The 14177-nt window shown below is 46.9% G+C and carries 17 protein-coding genes and 1 tRNA gene; 10 read left to right on the forward strand and 8 right to left on the reverse strand.

Going from position 1 to position 14177, the window contains the following annotated elements:
- The first annotated feature begins 19 nt into the window (after positions 1 to 19).
- Together NDI42_RS06730 and NDI42_RS06735 are read left to right on the forward strand one after the other, a co-directional pair.
- A complete protein-coding gene (locus NDI42_RS06730; RefSeq protein WP_348231385.1) occupies positions 20 to 223 on the forward strand; it encodes a hypothetical protein in 204 nt (67 codons plus the stop codon).
- On the forward strand, positions 217 to 486 hold the full coding sequence (locus tag NDI42_RS06735) for a hypothetical protein (RefSeq protein WP_190459567.1): 270 nt from the start codon (positions 217 to 219) through the stop codon (positions 484 to 486). Before NDI42_RS06730 ends, NDI42_RS06735 begins: the two co-directional genes overlap by 7 nt.
- A gap of 73 nt (positions 487 to 559) precedes the next feature.
- Here NDI42_RS06735 and NDI42_RS06740 read toward each other — a convergent pair whose 3' ends face one another.
- Both NDI42_RS06740 and NDI42_RS06745 read right to left on the reverse strand, forming a co-directional pair.
- On the reverse strand, positions 560 to 1153 hold the full coding sequence (locus tag NDI42_RS06740; RefSeq protein WP_190459569.1) for a MarC family protein: 594 nt from the start codon (positions 1151 to 1153) through the stop codon (positions 560 to 562).
- A gap of 344 nt (positions 1154 to 1497) precedes the next feature.
- Positions 1498 to 1710 carry a hypothetical protein gene (locus NDI42_RS06745; protein ID WP_190417640.1) on the reverse strand — a complete coding sequence of 71 codons (213 nt, stop codon included), beginning with the start codon at positions 1708 to 1710 and terminating at the stop codon, positions 1498 to 1500.
- 261 nt (positions 1711 to 1971) lie between these two features.
- Between NDI42_RS06745 and NDI42_RS06750 the strand changes: the two genes are divergently transcribed.
- Positions 1972 to 2784: a carbon-nitrogen hydrolase family protein gene (locus tag NDI42_RS06750; RefSeq protein ID WP_190459570.1), complete on the forward strand. Its 813-nt coding sequence runs from the start codon at positions 1972 to 1974 to the stop codon at positions 2782 to 2784.
- Between the two features lie 398 nt (positions 2785 to 3182).
- On the opposite strand, the gene fba is transcribed toward NDI42_RS06750, so the two are convergent.
- The 3 genes from fba to NDI42_RS06765 form a co-directional block, all read right to left on the reverse strand.
- On the reverse strand, positions 3183 to 4262 hold the full coding sequence (fba, locus tag NDI42_RS06755) for a class II fructose-bisphosphate aldolase (RefSeq protein ID WP_190445046.1): 1080 nt from the start codon (positions 4260 to 4262) through the stop codon (positions 3183 to 3185).
- A 228-nt stretch (positions 4263 to 4490) separates the two neighbouring features.
- Positions 4491 to 4562, reverse strand: a tRNA-Lys gene (locus NDI42_RS06760).
- Positions 4563 to 4629: 67 nt separating this feature from the next.
- Complete coding sequence (locus tag NDI42_RS06765; RefSeq protein ID WP_190459573.1) at positions 4630 to 5499, reverse strand: aldose epimerase family protein; 870 nt, start codon at positions 5497 to 5499, stop codon at positions 4630 to 4632.
- A 346-nt stretch (positions 5500 to 5845) separates the two neighbouring features.
- On the opposite strand from NDI42_RS06765, the gene NDI42_RS06770 reads away from it, so the two are divergent.
- Together NDI42_RS06770 and NDI42_RS06775 are read left to right on the forward strand one after the other, a co-directional pair.
- Positions 5846 to 6088, forward strand: coding sequence for a hypothetical protein (locus NDI42_RS06770; RefSeq protein WP_190459575.1), 243 nt, complete (start codon positions 5846 to 5848; stop codon positions 6086 to 6088).
- A gap of 830 nt (positions 6089 to 6918) precedes the next feature.
- Positions 6919 to 7230 carry a DUF6679 family protein gene (locus NDI42_RS06775; protein WP_190417754.1) on the forward strand — a complete coding sequence of 104 codons (312 nt, stop codon included), beginning with the start codon at positions 6919 to 6921 and terminating at the stop codon, positions 7228 to 7230.
- A gap of 100 nt (positions 7231 to 7330) precedes the next feature.
- On the opposite strand, the gene NDI42_RS06780 is transcribed toward NDI42_RS06775, so the two are convergent.
- Complete coding sequence (locus tag NDI42_RS06780) at positions 7331 to 9010, reverse strand: MBL fold metallo-hydrolase (protein ID WP_190459576.1); 1680 nt, start codon at positions 9008 to 9010, stop codon at positions 7331 to 7333.
- Positions 9011 to 9083: 73 nt separating this feature from the next.
- Complete coding sequence (locus NDI42_RS29065) at positions 9084 to 9206, reverse strand: hypothetical protein (RefSeq protein WP_488656608.1); 123 nt, start codon at positions 9204 to 9206, stop codon at positions 9084 to 9086.
- Positions 9207 to 9247: 41 nt separating this feature from the next.
- On the opposite strand from NDI42_RS29065, the gene NDI42_RS06785 reads away from it, so the two are divergent.
- Complete coding sequence (locus NDI42_RS06785; protein ID WP_190459577.1) at positions 9248 to 9844, forward strand: DNA-3-methyladenine glycosylase; 597 nt, start codon at positions 9248 to 9250, stop codon at positions 9842 to 9844.
- Here NDI42_RS06785 and NDI42_RS06790 read toward each other — a convergent pair.
- A complete protein-coding gene (locus NDI42_RS06790) occupies positions 9841 to 10359 on the reverse strand; it encodes a sporulation/spore germination protein (protein ID WP_190459579.1) in 519 nt (172 codons plus the stop codon). The two genes, NDI42_RS06785 and NDI42_RS06790, sit on opposite strands and share 4 nt — an antisense overlap.
- Before the next feature lie 233 nt (positions 10360 to 10592).
- Between NDI42_RS06790 and mgtE the strand changes: the two genes are divergently transcribed.
- The 4 genes from mgtE to NDI42_RS06810 all read left to right on the forward strand — a co-directional run bounded on the left by mgtE (position 10593) and on the right by NDI42_RS06810 (position 14108).
- Positions 10593 to 11945: a magnesium transporter gene (gene mgtE, locus NDI42_RS06795; RefSeq protein ID WP_190459580.1), complete on the forward strand. Its 1353-nt coding sequence runs from the start codon at positions 10593 to 10595 to the stop codon at positions 11943 to 11945.
- Positions 11946 to 12020: 75 nt separating this feature from the next.
- Positions 12021 to 13052 (forward strand): aspartate carbamoyltransferase catalytic subunit, encoded by a 1032-nt coding sequence (locus NDI42_RS06800; RefSeq protein WP_190459582.1) that lies wholly within the window; start codon positions 12021 to 12023, stop codon positions 13050 to 13052.
- A gap of 106 nt (positions 13053 to 13158) precedes the next feature.
- Positions 13159 to 13653 (forward strand): molybdenum cofactor biosynthesis protein MoaE, encoded by a 495-nt coding sequence (locus tag NDI42_RS06805; protein WP_190459584.1) that lies wholly within the window; start codon positions 13159 to 13161, stop codon positions 13651 to 13653.
- A gap of 140 nt (positions 13654 to 13793) precedes the next feature.
- Positions 13794 to 14108, forward strand: a complete 315-nt coding sequence (locus NDI42_RS06810; RefSeq protein WP_190417655.1) for a hypothetical protein — start codon at positions 13794 to 13796, stop codon at positions 14106 to 14108.
- The last annotated feature ends 69 nt before the right edge of the window (positions 14109 to 14177 follow it).

The raw sequence follows: 14177 nt of genomic DNA on the forward strand, positions 1-14177 counted from the left end.
ATCACCCTTATTTTTCGTGGTGGATAAGGTGAGTGATCGCCTCACCTCATCTCACGAACGCGATCGCCTAGCGTTCGGGCGAAGCATTCGGGGTATTAATCTACCCTTTTCCGACAAACTAACTCACCCGAATGCTTCGCCCTTACATGGAGAATGCGATCGCCATCTCTTCCTCTGCATCTCTGCCGTTTATCAAAACGCGATCCCCCGTAAGAAATGTTAAAGCCCTTCCCTTACATGGAGAATGCGATCGCTCTCTCTTCCTCTGCGTCTCTGGCGTTTATCAAAACGCGATCCCCGGTAAGAAATGCTAAAGCCCGTACATGGAGAATGCGATCGCTCTATCTTCCTCTGCATCTCTGCCGTTTATCAAAACGCGATCCCCCGGAAGAAATGCTAAAGCCTTTACATCGAGAATGCGATCGCTGTCTGTTCCTCTGCATCTCTGCCGTTTATCAAAACGCGATCCCCCGTAAGAAATGCTAAAGCCCTTACATGGAGAATTCGATCGCCCTCTCTTCCTCTGCATCTCTGCCGTTTATGAAAACGCGATCGCATCTTAAGTCAGAAACAATTCCCGAATTCCAGCACTGCCAATTTCCACCGCCAGTGCTGCTAGAAGAAAACCTAGAAGTTTAGTAATGATAACTGCCCCTTCTGGCCCGATCAAGTGGTCTACGCGAGCAGACAGACGCACAATAAACCAAGTCACGAGCATAGCAGACACAATACCTACCACCACGCTTAGATGAGCATCAGGAGACTCAGACATCAACAGCATCACCGCAGTCAGCGTTCCTGGCCCCGCCAAAAGCGGAAAAGCTAGCGGAGTAATTGCCACATCCCGCGTTTCATCAACGACAGGTGTATCCAGTTCTCCCTGGAGCATTTGAAGGGCAATTAACAGCAACAACAGGCCCCCAGCTACCCGCAAAGACCCCATGCTGATTTCTAAATATTTTAGAATCCATTTACCGCCAAAGGCAAATAGCAGCAACACCCCCGTCGCCACAATACTTGCGCGGTTCACCACATTGTCTCTTTGCTCTGATTCCATGCCCTTAGTCAGGACTAGAAATATCGGTGCATTGCCCAAAGCATCTGCCAAGACAAACACAGCAACAAAGGTTTTGACCAGAACAGAGATATCCACGATTGAAGTTTACGAAATGTTTCCTCAACCGTAATGCGATCGCTCTAAAATTTCCCCATTCCGAAGGTCGATCTAAAACTAACAAGTCAGCAGCCTCCAGCCCCGACTAGCGATCGCCTGTTTCTGATTTTTTTACCTTAGCCGCCCTGGATCTTCTTTCGCATCCCAGCGCGTCTACCTGCGGTTATATTTCTCTAATCTTTTCCTGAAGAAGCAGCCCAAACAATCGCTTACCTCATCTCACAGAAGCGATCGCCCTGTTCTTCTCTCTTCCTCTTGCGCCTTGCAGCCTTTCTCTAAGACATCATCACTGGTCATTCTGGTGGGCGATCGCTACTCGCCAGTCATACCAACGCTGCAAGACGCTTTGAGTGCAGCAATTCCCGCGACTCTTGCCGTACCCGACCTTCCATCGCCTCTTTCTGTAACGTAATAAAAGCCGTAAAGTCCTCGAAATCGTACTTTGTCTGTAAAAGTTGACGTAGCTGATCTTCTGCTTCCACGGTTAGATACCCAGTCGCTAAAGCTTGTTGAACAATTTTACGGATTAGACTCATAGTTATTCCCATCAGAACACGCGAATTTCCTATACAGCATTTTAACTGAAGACCAACCTTGCTTAAGATTTGTTTCGCTTTTCCGGATAGATAGACCCTATATCTATCCAAAGGAGTAGGCTAAATATCTATATCTAAAAGCTAGATTGTCTGAACTATCACCTTATTACTGGCCATAGAGGCGGCAAAGTAATAACATATATTTCTATGTTCCCAACATCACCAGCATTTAGGCTGATTTAAATAATCCACGAGAGCCACATGAAGTCCTATCTTGCCGCCGCCATACAAATGACTAGCTTGCCAGACCTGGAAAAAAACCTGGTACAGGCAGAAGAACTGATCGATCTTGCCGTGCGGCAGGGTGCCGAGTTAGTGAGCTTGCCAGAAAACTTTTCCTTCCTGGGAAAAGAGGAAGATAAGATTGCTCTTGGGGATGCGATCGCCACAAAGAGCGAAAAATTCCTCAAAACAATGGCACAGCGCTTTCAAATTACCATCTTAGGGGGCGGGTTCCCGGTTCCCGTTGACAGCCAAAAAGTCTATAACACCGCCCTGCTCATCGATCCTTCAGGGCAAGAACTCGCCCGTTACGAAAAAGTGCATCTATTTGATGTTAACTTGCCCGACGGCAACACCTACCGAGAATCTAGCACAGTTATGGCTGGCACTCGCATACCGCCAGTTTATCCCTCAAAGCACTTAGGTAATTTAGGACTCTCGGTGTGTTACGATGTCCGTTTTCCGGAACTTTATCGGCACTTGGCGCAGATGGGAGCCGACATTTTCTTTGTCCCAGCTGCCTTCACCGCCTACACTGGCGCATACCACTGGCAAGTATTACTCCAAGCCAGAGCAATTGAAAACACCTGCTACATTATCGCCCCAGCCCAGACTGGGCAACACTATGCCTTGCGGCAGACTCACGGACACGCGATGATTATTGATCCTTGGGGTGTTATTTTAGCGGATGCGGGGGATGCACCGGGGGTAGCGATCGCAGAAATCAACCCCTCTCGCCTCGAACAAGTCCGCCGTCAGATGCCTTCCCTGCAACATCGAGTTTTCATGTAACTTCTCCTTAACAATACTGGCGATATGCGAATAAAGCTGCTTGCCGCCAGTATTGTTGAATGGAAAAAGTCCCGCGAAGTGTTAACACCCACACTTTGCACCTTACTGACCAGGCTTTTTTGGCTTAGTAGTATTTTGGGTGCTAGTATTTTTCGGGGCGCTTCCCTGCCGTCTTGCGGGCTTGCCAATGTTAGAAGGCTGAAACTTTTTCTTAGTAGCCATAAAAATAACAAACTCTTGAAAAACAACGATATGCAGTTCTACAAGGTTGCTCTGGTTGGTTCCTGAAAGTTTGCCAAGCCACTCTTTTGATATACAAAAACGGGTAGCTAAAAAGCTACCCGCCAAGGAAAATTTTCTATTTTAGATTGGCGATTAACCCAAAATCCAAAATTTGCTTAGACAGTCAAAGCCTTCTTGGTGACAGCGCTCAACTCGCCTTTAGCATACTTAGCAGCGAAATCATCCAAAGACACCTGCTTAATTTTGGTGCCTTGACCAGCTGCGCCAAATTGCTGATAGCGATCGCCACAAACCTTCTGCATATACTTGATAGAAGGCTTGAGGAAGTGGCGGGGGTCAAACTCCTTAGTATCTTTGGCAAGGGCTTCGCGCACTGCTGCTGTGATAGCCAAGCGGTTATCAGTGTCGATGTTCACTTTCCGAACACCGCTCTTGATACCCTTTTGAATTTCTTCTACAGGTACACCGTAGGTTTCTGGAATTGTACCGCCATACTGGTTAATCAGAGCCAGTAGGTCTTCCGGCACAGAGGAGGAACCGTGCATCACTAGGTGCGTGTTCGGCAGACGGCTGTGGATTTCTTCAATGCGGCTGATAGCCAGGATTTCCCCAGTCGGCTTGCGGGTAAACTTGTAAGCACCGTGGCTGGTACCAATAGCAACCGCCAAAGCATCTACTTGAGTTTGTTCCACGAAGGCAACGGCTTCGTCTGGGTCAGTCAGCAGCTGGTCGTGAGAGAGAACTCCTTCCGCACCGTGACCATCTTCTTTGTCACCCATGCCAGTTTCCAGAGAACCCAAGCAACCCAGTTCGCCTTCGACGCTAACGCCGATGGAGTGTGCAACTTCTACCACTTTCCGGGTGACTTCGACGTTGTACTCGAAGCTGGCTGGAGTCTTAGCATCTGCTTCTAAGGAGCCATCCATCATGACGCTGGTAAAACCGTGGCTCATGGCAGAGTAGCAGGTAGATGGTGAATTACCATGATCTTGGTGCATGGCAATGGGGATGTGGGGGTAAGTTTCCACTGCCGCTAAAATCAGATGGCGCAGAAAGTTTTCTCCAGCATACTTGCGAGCGCCGCGAGAGGCTTGCAAAATCACGGGACTATTTGTTTCATGGGCAGCCTGCATAATTGCCTGGATCTGCTCCATGTTATTTACGTTATAAGCAGGGATGCCGTAATCGTTTTCGGCCGCGTGATCCAACATCAGCCGCATTGGTACGAGCGCCATAATATATGATCCTCCTAGTTAGTGGTCGTCAAGTTAATTTGTTCTAGACGAGCGAAATTATTACGATAATCTTAAGATAGTTTACCAGTCTCTAGGGAATTATCTTAGTCAATTCATAGATTATCCCTAACTACAGCAACTATAAACTTGTTTTATATACCAAGCGCGAGAAAGTAGAAAATTCTTTTTTCTGCCTTTTGTCTTTTTATATTTGTTTTTATATTTATATGGGTCGCCCGGGATTCGAACCCGGAACTATTCGGTTAAAAGCCGAGTACTCTACCGTTGAGTTAGCGACCCGAAGAAATTTGTGTTTTTCGCACCGTTCATAACGATAACACGAATTACTAGAAATGCAAAACTTTTTTCAGACAAAATTTATGGCTAGGCGCACAAGTGTCTCCAAACTGGCTCCTGGTTCCAGGTGAATTAGTTGCTCACCAGTATTTAGCGCATTGCGGGCCGCACTCCAAGGTTCTATGCAGTAAAAATCTTTGCCTTTGACCGTCCAGAAGACAAAGGTGGAATAGTTGTTGTCCCAGTTGAGGGTCAGCTGTAAGTGACGAGCGCGATCGCTAACTGTGGCAGAATTCCCACTAAGCTGTCGAAAAGCAACATCAATTTCATCAGCGTCTAAGTCAAAGGCACCAGTAAACGAATGGGTTTGGTGGGTGCGCTGATCCAGGTATTCCGTACCGGGGATTTCAAAGCTTAGTTGAGTCTTTTCCGGTGTCCAGAAGTAAGGATGCAAACCTGTGGAAAAGGGCATCACTGTCCCTGAGTGATTGGTGTAGCGCTGTCGAATTTCTAGCGTATTGCCCAACAGAACGTAGGTGAAGGCGAGTTGAAAGTCAAAAGGGTAAACGGCGCGTGTGGAGTCGTTGCTGTTTAGGATAAGGGTAAGGCTTGCTTTGTCTTGAGTCTCTTGGTCAGTGACTTCCCAAGGCTGTTCGCGGGCAAAGCCATGTTGCTTGAGATGGTATGACTGACCGTTGATAGTGTATGTATTTTCGGGTAAATTCCCGCAAATCGGAAAGAGAATCGGAATCCCACCTCTGACACTCAAGTCTGGATTGGCAAACCGCTCTGCATCTAGGTAGAGGATTTCCTGACCTTTGAGACGTAGGCTGGCGATAATGCCGCCTCGTTCGGGAACAACCTCTAGGTGAGATTGGGCGGCTTGGTCTGAGAGGACATAGGTTTTGTATTGCTGCTGCTTAATGGCGATCTCAAACACGGTTTTGTTTTCCCACTTATCGGGTGATCAGCTACCAGTCTCAAACTTTAACAAACTTTTATACCCATCCTCATTAAGTTTATGCCTTTTTAACAGTTGTTCTTCTAAGCTGTCACTAAGAGATGGGCAATATATTTTACTTCGGTCAAACGCTGGAGTCTCCATGCACAAATCAGCAAGAGCGAACAGTCAATCAGTAAACCCTCAAATAGCTCGCCTTAGCTGTGACGCAAATCACAGGTGAATACCGCCTAAAATCACACTTAATGACCGATTTCAATCAATATCCACGTTTGAAAAGTATTAGATACTAAGAATACACACTCGAAGGATGCACGCCTACATCATGATTCGCACACTTGTACAATCGGCTTTCCAAACAGGTTGTCTCAGCGTTGCTTCAGAGGGATTGATTCGCCAGGTGCTGGTAAACAAATGCTACCAGTCATCGGATTTAGATGCTCTTCATGCCCTTTATGAGGCAGTGGATGCAGGTCAGATCAAAAGAGAGGCGGGTGCGGGTGTGGCAATGGTATCTTTAGGAGTCCTCGCTTTCAGACCCTTAGCAGAGGGCTGCAAAGCGTCTTGATTAATTTATTCAGGGATGCCGCAATACCGGAAAGCTACATATATTGATATATTCATAAAAATTTCTCCGTTCTAGCCGCCGACTTTGCCCAAGAATTATTAGAATGATTAATAAGAACTACCAATTGCAGCTTAGATGCGCTTCTTGGAAAAAACGCGAGTAGTAATGTCAAAATTGATGGCTGCCGCAGCTTGACTTGTTTCCCGTCGGTGCTTTTCTCATCAGTAACCTTCCATCTACTCTACTCAAAGCGCTTGCGTGAGACCCGCAACTATCGTAATTCAAGTTTTTCTAGTCAGCCAATGACCTTGAACGAGGATGGAAGCGAGCTTTTAAGAGAAGCAACTTGGCGTCTAGGAGCTTGTAGCTGGGGAGTATTGTGAAATTACAATCTTAAATACCACAGGATTCAAGCTAAACTTTGAGATTAAATCGGTAACATCATTTAGAACCCTCACTTTGAATTTTTGTCCTTACCCTCAATTCCCACATATTCCTAAAAATCGGCGCTGGGCAGACCAAAAGGCATCCTCGCCAGCCCAAAAACTGGATTTCCAGCCTGAACCTGGAAAGGAAATCCCACCTGCGAGATTTTGGAGAGCGAGTTGGAGGAAAAATTCTTTTTCCCTCTCCCTGTCGGGGAAAAATCCATATCCTCAAATTTGCTTCAAGTTTCGAGAATTTGGGGAAAAGTGGGTAAAGATGAAAAGTGGAACTTGCCAGAAGTGGGGCAGTCAAATCGTATCAAGTTGGAAAGAAGTTGTGTACCCAAAAATTGGTTCACAGGTTTCTTACGGATTAAAAACTTATCAGCTCAGGAGAAGCAACCCATGCTACACCGCAAGATTTATCAACTCTGTTGCGATGGTCGTGAGGTCTGTATTTTCTTGCGGGACCAACAACGCTGGATAGAACGCGCTCGCATTCTTGACATTGAAGGAGATTTAGTAACACTCCGGTATGAAACCGAAGAAGAAGATGAAGTTTGTTCTTGGGAAGAAATGGTTCGCTTGGAAAGCATCGGTGCTGTAACTCAGAAGTTGGCTTCAGTACCGCGAGGGAATGTGGAACCTCTTGTATCTGACGATTGCCCAGAAGCTGAGCAGATTCGTCCGAGTTTCCCAGACTCGAATCCAGATTAAACAGTTAAAAAGGCAAAATTTAACTTTTCAATTTTGCCTTTTTCACAATGAAACTCGAAGCCACCACCATAATCAGTACTCGGACTTGGTGGTCGTTACTTCACTCTTCACGACTTTCTAAGTCGGTATCAGAGGGTGTAGCGGCGGGATGCGCCGTTTCAAAAACTGGACAGTATCCCTCCGGTGTCACCTTAAAACCATAGAGGGGCGAGTCCTGGTTCCAACAGCGTTGCCCCCGTTGGTGCAGGCAATTGCCGCAGCATTCAATACTCAGGGGAACTTTGGCATCGCTGCTCTGACTAAGTAGTTCCCGTTGGGACAAGCCGCGCAATACCAGTTCTTCACCCTGCCATCGGGCTTCTACTAAACCAGTGTCAGAAAAGTTAGTAAAGCGGGGGTCTAGAGCGATCGCTTCTGGTAAAGTAATTGTCACCACAGCTCCCAATTCCGACAGTTCCCCTTCATAGCTGGTTTCTGGTGCCGCAGGTTGCACAAACGTCTCGCCTATCGGGAGTTCTACCAACGTTCCCGCGCCTGGAGAATGCAAGTGGTAGCGGTTGTGTAACTCCTCCAAACCAGTTAAATCAGCCAAATAAGTCGGGGAGCCGTGAACAAAAATTACGTGCTGCGGACGGAGATTATGGATCAACTGGGTGGTTCCCAAACCATCCGAATGCTGGGCCAGTAAATAGTCCTGAGCAATCAGTGCTTCGCCGCCAGTAATGAGGCTGTAGGGATATGGCATTGCCATGTTCCTACGTTGCTGAGGTTGTAATAATACCCAAGGCCCGGTGCCTGGTTGACAGTATTCCCTTAAATCATGACTTTCATCGGTGAGGACGATACAGGGAGACTTTCCAATTGAGGAACGCTGTTCTGAAGGCAACCGGCGCACACGAGGGCGCACCCGCTCATCCCAAAATAAAGATTGATGTCGGGCAAAATTTTGTACTGATGATGGGAGAGAGGGTAGCAGTTCCAGATAGGCATCGCAGCCAGCTGCAACGTTGCCATCTACCCAAATGTCTAAATTTTGACCAGTGAATAGGTGGTGACTCCGCAACAGCATTAGGAGTTCTTGCCCTAGCCCTAAAGTCGGGACGGGCATTAAGACAGATTTCGCCCCAGCGATCGCTTGATTAATTCGCTCTGCAAGGATGTTTTCTTGGTTTCGTCTGTGGGGATGACGTGCTGTGCCATAACTGCCTTCCACAATTAGCACATCAGGCTCTAAGCCGCGCAGAGCTTCCAGGGGCAAACCTTCCACCAGCCGGGAATTGGAGAGAAAGAAGTCACCTGTGTAAAGTAGCGAGTAGGTGCGTTGTGGAGCAGTGTAGGTAAGCAATATTGCTGCAGCGCCTGGTAAATGCCCGGCTGGGAACAATTCCGCCGCTAGTCCGGTTTGGAATTCCACAGGCGATCGCATCGGCAAAGCCTGACACAATTGTGGAATATCCTTAGTATCTACCTCTGGCCAATTCAGCGGCAGTAGTTGGGTTGTCACCTCACTGGCGTAAATTGGCAACTGTGGGAAAGCCTGACGTAACGCCAGTAACCCACGAGCATGATCCGAGTGTGCATGGCTGCACAGCACCAAATCTGCTGGAGGATTTCCTGCTTTCAAAAGCGGCGAAATATCCGCCAAACCACAGTCTAAAAGAACGCGGTATGGGCCCAACCGCACCAGCAAACATACCCCTTCGTCGCTATGACCAACGCCATAGGGCAAATAGGCTAGATCATCGTAGCCGTGAGATGATGCCGGGGGAGCTTGACTCATTATTCGATTGATATTTGCAATTTAAAATTGTGGATTCCGACTCAATCCAAATCGGTTTAAAATCCAAAATTAATTAATGGGCAGAACCGTTTCCATGATAGTTGTCTGAATCGTAGAATCCATTCTTGGTGCCAAAAAACAGGCACGATACAGTAAAAAGAATTGTTAATGCCACTAAAACCAGTTTCACATCCATTTGTTTTTATGTCCCCTAAGGCGTAATTAAGTATATTTACGATGAATTGTATCAAAAATAATCAAGTTGTAGAACTTTCCTGGCTAGAACGTCCATCCACGGAAGTTGCACCCGACCTAATTGGCTGTACGCTGGTACGGCAAATGGCAGACGGAGAAATTATCCGGGGGCTGATAGTGGAAACTGAAGCTTACGGAGAAAACGATCCAGCGTGTCATGCCTATCGGCGGCGAACTGGGCGAAACTCGGTGATGTTTGGGGAGGCGGGACGAACTTATGTTTATTTAATCTATGGGATGTATCATTGCCTCAACGTTGTGACAGACCGGGACGGCGTTCCTAGTGCAGTATTAATTCGGGCTTTGCAGCTAGAGTCATTACCCAGATGGATAAATGAGCGCGACCGAGTAAAACCATCACGAATTGCCGCTGGGCCCGGTAAACTCTGTCGCGCCTTGCAAATTGACAGCACTCTCAATGCACAAGTTCTACAACCCGGTCAACCTCTGTGGTTAGAACATCGCTCCTCAGAATTTACACCCGAAATCGTCCAGACGACTCGGATTGGTTTAACTCAGGGGATTGATTTGCCTTGGCGGTGGTATCTGGGAAACTGTCCGGCTGTTTCCAAACTCTAGAGATAAATTTCCTGTCCTTGGTCTGTGAAGCGGACATCTTTAATCTTCCACGCTTGATTACTAATCAGCGTTTTTCGCAAACTGCCGAATAGAGCGAATTGTTCGCAAGTTGACAAAGAGACAAACTTCCGTTCTTGATTGGGTGCCAGTCGCAAATCAACAGTAGCAACGCCACTTTTTTGATTAACCTTGACGCGATACCCAGCTAAATTGAAGTCGGCTGTGTCCCTTTCTTCCAAAACTTTACCAACTGCTGCTGCTACTGAATTTTTATCTGAGACAGCTACTTTTTCTGGCACTAATTCCTGACACTGATTATCCGGTTGGTAGATGGTGACAGTGATGGTGGTTCTTGAGGTCGTGGTAGTAGTTGTGCTAGCAGCAGTATTTGAAATTGTTGTTGGATTAACTGCGTTGTCTGTTTTGCGGTTGGTAGGAGTAGTAGTACAGCTACTTAGGTTGAGAACGATTACTCCAGTTAAAAGCGGGGCGATAGATTTTTTTATAAGTTGCATAATTTTTCAAACTTATATTTGGTATTTGGATAGATTGGTGCGATCGCGCCAATTGTGAAATGCACCTTGAGGGGATAGCATATATTTACTGGCATTGCTTAGCGATATCAGTGTAGATTTCTGCGGAATTTATGGACCGAAGTCCATTAGGTGACAGTAGTAAACTCCTCTAGCGTCTGGTGGGCGATCTAGTCTTTGCCAGCGCGTGGGGAGACTAGGAATAGGAAGGAAGAATGCTCACTCAAGAAGGACGTGTTGCACTGGCGGATATTGGCGACTTAAATCAGCTAAAGTCGGAATTGAATGGTTTGCCAGCGGTAGATGTGGGGGATTACATTGTAGAATTGCCTCCAGAAAAGCGGGCGATCGCATTCCGATTACTGAAGAAAGATCCGGCTATTGATGTATTTGAATATCTGCCGCCAGAGGTGCAGGAAGAATTGATTAATTCGCTGCATGACAACCAGGTGGTGCAAATTGTCGAGGCGATGCGCCCTGATGACCGGGCAGAATTGTTTGATGAGTTGCCAGCTGGAGTCGTAAGGCGGCTTTTGCAACAACTCAGCCCTTCGGAACGGCAAGCAACAGCGAGAATTCTGGGTTATCCAGAAGGTACTGCTGGGCGCGTGATGACTACAGAATATGTATGGTTGCGGGAAGGCTTAACGGTGGGAGAAGCCTTAAGCAAAATCCGTCTGAGTGACGAAGATAAGGAAACAATTTATTACGCCTACGTCACAGACAACAACCGCAAACTGGTTCGGGTGGTGTCTTTGCGGCAGCTGTTATTTTCAATTCCCGATGCCCTGATCCGTGATATTGCCAGCGATCGCGTTGTCAAAGCTACTACGGAAACGCCCCAGGAAGAAGTCGCGCAACTAATGAAGCGTTACGACCTGATTGCAGTACCTGTAGTTGACCGCGAAGACCGATTGGTGGGGATTATTACCATTGACGACGTGGTGGACATTCTAGAGGAGGAAGCAACCGAAGACATTCAGAAACTCGCTGGGGTGAGTGGTGGTGATGAAGCCGCTTTGTCGCCTCCCCACGTTACGCTTCGCAAGCGACTGCCGTGGTTGTTGGGTAATATTGGTTTGTATATTGGTGCGGCGAGTGCGATCGCGCCCTTCCAAGGTGTAATTTCGGTTGTGCCAGTTCTTGCGGTCATCATGCCGATTTTGTCCAACACCAGTGGCAATGTCGCTATTCAAGCTTTATCAGTGACAGTACGCGGACTCGGTGTAGGTGAAGTGACACCGGAAGATACGTTAAAAATTCTCCGCAAGGAAATCTTAGCGGGGTTGGGTACGGCTTTAGCTTTAAGTTTTGCCCTTGGCATCCTTTCGTTAATTTGGTCGCCGCCAAATGACCGATGGGTGGCTTTAGTTGCCGCAATGGTGATGGCTGTTAATGTTATCGTAGCCGCGACTTTGGGAACTTTGCTGCCAATGGGTTTGAAGCGGGTTAACCTCGATCCAGCTCTAATTAGCGGCCCGTTATTAACTACAATGCTGGATGCAGTGGGATTTTTGACCTTCTTATCGCTGATCTCGGTTGCTTTGAGGGTAGTAGCCCACAATTAAAAATGTAAAATTAAAAATTAAAAATGAAAGAACATATCTTGATTTTTTAATTTTTAATTTTTAATTATTTTTCTGATGCCTACTACCAATTGGACTCGTCACCACATTCTTTCCTTGGCAGATTTTACGCCAGATGAATACGACACTGTGCTGCAAACTGCTGCCAGTTTTCAAGAGGTGCTTTCGCGGCGCACGAAGAAAGTACCAACGCTACAAGGTCAGGTAGTCGCTAATTTGTTTTTTGAATCTTCTACCCGTACTCGCAGTAGTTTTGAACTGGCAGCAAAGCGCCTCTCTGCTGATACGCTGAATTTTGCAGCAGCAACGTCTTCTTTGACGAAGGGCGAGACAATTCTGGATACGGCGAAAACCTATCTGGCAATGGGTGCGGATATGATGGTGATTCGCCATCGGGAGGCGGGAGTGCCGCAAGCGATCGCCTTGGAAATGGATCGTTTGCGATCGCGGGTAGGTGTCCTCAATGCTGGTGATGGTCAGCACGAACACCCTTCCCAAGCACTCTTAGACTTGTTTACCATCTGCACTCTTTTAGACCCAGGCCACCCGCGACTCGAACTCCTCAAAGACAAAAAAATTGTCATTGTTGGCGATATTCTCCACTCGCGGGTAGCCAGATCGAATATCTGGAGTTTGACAGCGACAGGCGCAGAGGTTCATCTAGCTGGGCCACCCACTCTTTTACCCCAGCTTTTTGCTGCCTACGGTAGCCAGGGACTTGAGGGAGAGGCAATTCCCCAATCCCCAATCCCCAATCCCCAACGAAAGCTATTTCTCCACTGGGATTTAGAACCAGCTTTACAAAATGCCGATTTTGTGATGACGTTGCGGCTGCAAAAGGAACGCATGACTCAGCATTTGCTGCCTAGTCTGCGAGAATACCATCAACGGTATGGGATAACACGCGATCGCCTGAAACTCTGCCAACAGAACGTTAAAGTGCTGCATCCAGGGCCAGTTAATCGTGGCGTGGAAATTAGTTCTGACCTGATGGACGACCCCCAGTTCAGTTTAATCTCCCAGCAGGTGACGAGCGGCGTTGCCGTTCGCATGGCACTACTTTACCTGATGGGCAGCGGTAAATCTTAATTTGTGGGTCAGCATCTTGCCATCCCCTCACTGTTAATATTTTCATAGGCTTAGGGCGCTGGATCGATCACAATAGATCCAGTTCCTTGCTCAGGATTTCAACTTGATGAATGGTGTCACCAGTCTTTTAAACACTCCCACTCAACACCACAAAGGAGACAACTTTGCCATCTCCTTTGCTCCCTTGTCACTGGAAGAAGTTTATGCCTTAGGAGATGACCCAGGTAACGGTGCCATTGTGGTGATGAGTGGAATGGTTCGCAATCAAACCGATGGTAGACCAGTAGTTGCCTTGGAGTATCAAGCTTATGAGCCGATGGCTTTACAAATCTTTAGACAAATTGCCGCTGATATCCGCCAAACATGGCAAGATGTCAATCGGGTTGTAATTCACCATCGCATCGGACGCTTAGAAATTGGTCAAATCAGCGTGCTAGTAGCTGTGGGTTGTCCTCACCGTTCGGAAGCCTTTGAAGCCTGCCAATATGCGATTGATACCCTAAAGCACAACGCTCCAATTTGGAAAAAGGAACATTGGGCGGATGGTTCTAGTAGTTGGGTGAGTATTGGTGCTTGCGAAACTCAACAAGAGGGTTGCTAAGTCGCTAATTGGCATTTGTTGCAAAACTTTAAGTTTTCAGGTGTCGTAGGTTGCAGTTTGTAACTATTGCTTTATCTCCGGAAAATTATCCTTTAGACTGAGTTGCAATTCATAAATTTGAGATAAGCAGGGTTAGATAAATGCCAAATCTGCACTGGCACGATTATTTACTTTTCGCTTCTTTAGTTGCTAGTATTGCGGGACTTTTTTTACTATCTGATGGCGACTCAACTCAAGCTTCTGAGCTTGAGACAAGTGAGCAAATGCTGTTATCAATGAGCTTTTCTTACTGGATAGTACACTGCGTCATGGTAGGTATCCTGAAGCTTTGGCATCCTGAGTGGGAAATCTTATCAATTAATTTGAGGTTGACGGCTGCTTTTTCTTACTTGTTGACCTTTTCTTGCATACTGTCTCTCCCGCTACACAGAATGTCAGTACGTCAAGTAGAGTAATGTCAAGTTTGGATTTTCAATTGGTTCAAAGTATTAGGTTGTTAAGCGTGATTAACGCATTCTATAAAT

Source organism: Funiculus sociatus GB2-C1 (assembly GCF_039962115.1).
Classification (GTDB): Bacteria; Cyanobacteriota; Cyanobacteriia; order Cyanobacteriales; family FACHB-T130; genus Funiculus; species Funiculus sociatus.

What these genes read in the sequence shown, in the direction of transcription:
- NDI42_RS06780 (WP_190459576.1), bottom strand. Translation starts at nt 9,010, where the DNA reads ATGAGTCAAGCTCCCCCGGCATCATCTCACGGCTACGATGATCTAGCC.
- NDI42_RS06745 (WP_190417640.1), bottom strand. Translation starts at nt 1,710, where the DNA reads ATGAGTCTAATCCGTAAAATTGTTCAACAAGCTTTAGCGACTGGGTAT.
- NDI42_RS06735 (WP_190459567.1), top strand. Translation starts at nt 217, where the DNA reads ATGTTAAAGCCCTTCCCTTACATGGAGAATGCGATCGCTCTCTCTTCC.
- NDI42_RS06775 (WP_190417754.1), top strand. Translation starts at nt 6,919, where the DNA reads ATGCTACACCGCAAGATTTATCAACTCTGTTGCGATGGTCGTGAGGTC.
- NDI42_RS06750 (WP_190459570.1), top strand. Translation starts at nt 1,972, where the DNA reads ATGAAGTCCTATCTTGCCGCCGCCATACAAATGACTAGCTTGCCAGAC.
- NDI42_RS06770 (WP_190459575.1), top strand. Translation starts at nt 5,846, where the DNA reads ATGATTCGCACACTTGTACAATCGGCTTTCCAAACAGGTTGTCTCAGC.
- NDI42_RS06805 (WP_190459584.1), top strand. Translation starts at nt 13,159, where the DNA reads ATGAATGGTGTCACCAGTCTTTTAAACACTCCCACTCAACACCACAAA.
- NDI42_RS06785 (WP_190459577.1), top strand. Translation starts at nt 9,248, where the DNA reads ATGAATTGTATCAAAAATAATCAAGTTGTAGAACTTTCCTGGCTAGAA.
- NDI42_RS29065 (WP_488656608.1), bottom strand. Translation starts at nt 9,206, where the DNA reads ATGGATGTGAAACTGGTTTTAGTGGCATTAACAATTCTTTTTACTGTA.
- NDI42_RS06800 (WP_190459582.1), top strand. Translation starts at nt 12,021, where the DNA reads ATGCCTACTACCAATTGGACTCGTCACCACATTCTTTCCTTGGCAGAT.
- NDI42_RS06810 (WP_190417655.1), top strand. Translation starts at nt 13,794, where the DNA reads ATGCCAAATCTGCACTGGCACGATTATTTACTTTTCGCTTCTTTAGTT.
- NDI42_RS06790 (WP_190459579.1), bottom strand. Translation starts at nt 10,359, where the DNA reads ATGCAACTTATAAAAAAATCTATCGCCCCGCTTTTAACTGGAGTAATC.
- fba (WP_190445046.1), bottom strand. Translation starts at nt 4,262, where the DNA reads ATGGCGCTCGTACCAATGCGGCTGATGTTGGATCACGCGGCCGAAAAC.
- mgtE (WP_190459580.1), top strand. Translation starts at nt 10,593, where the DNA reads ATGCTCACTCAAGAAGGACGTGTTGCACTGGCGGATATTGGCGACTTA.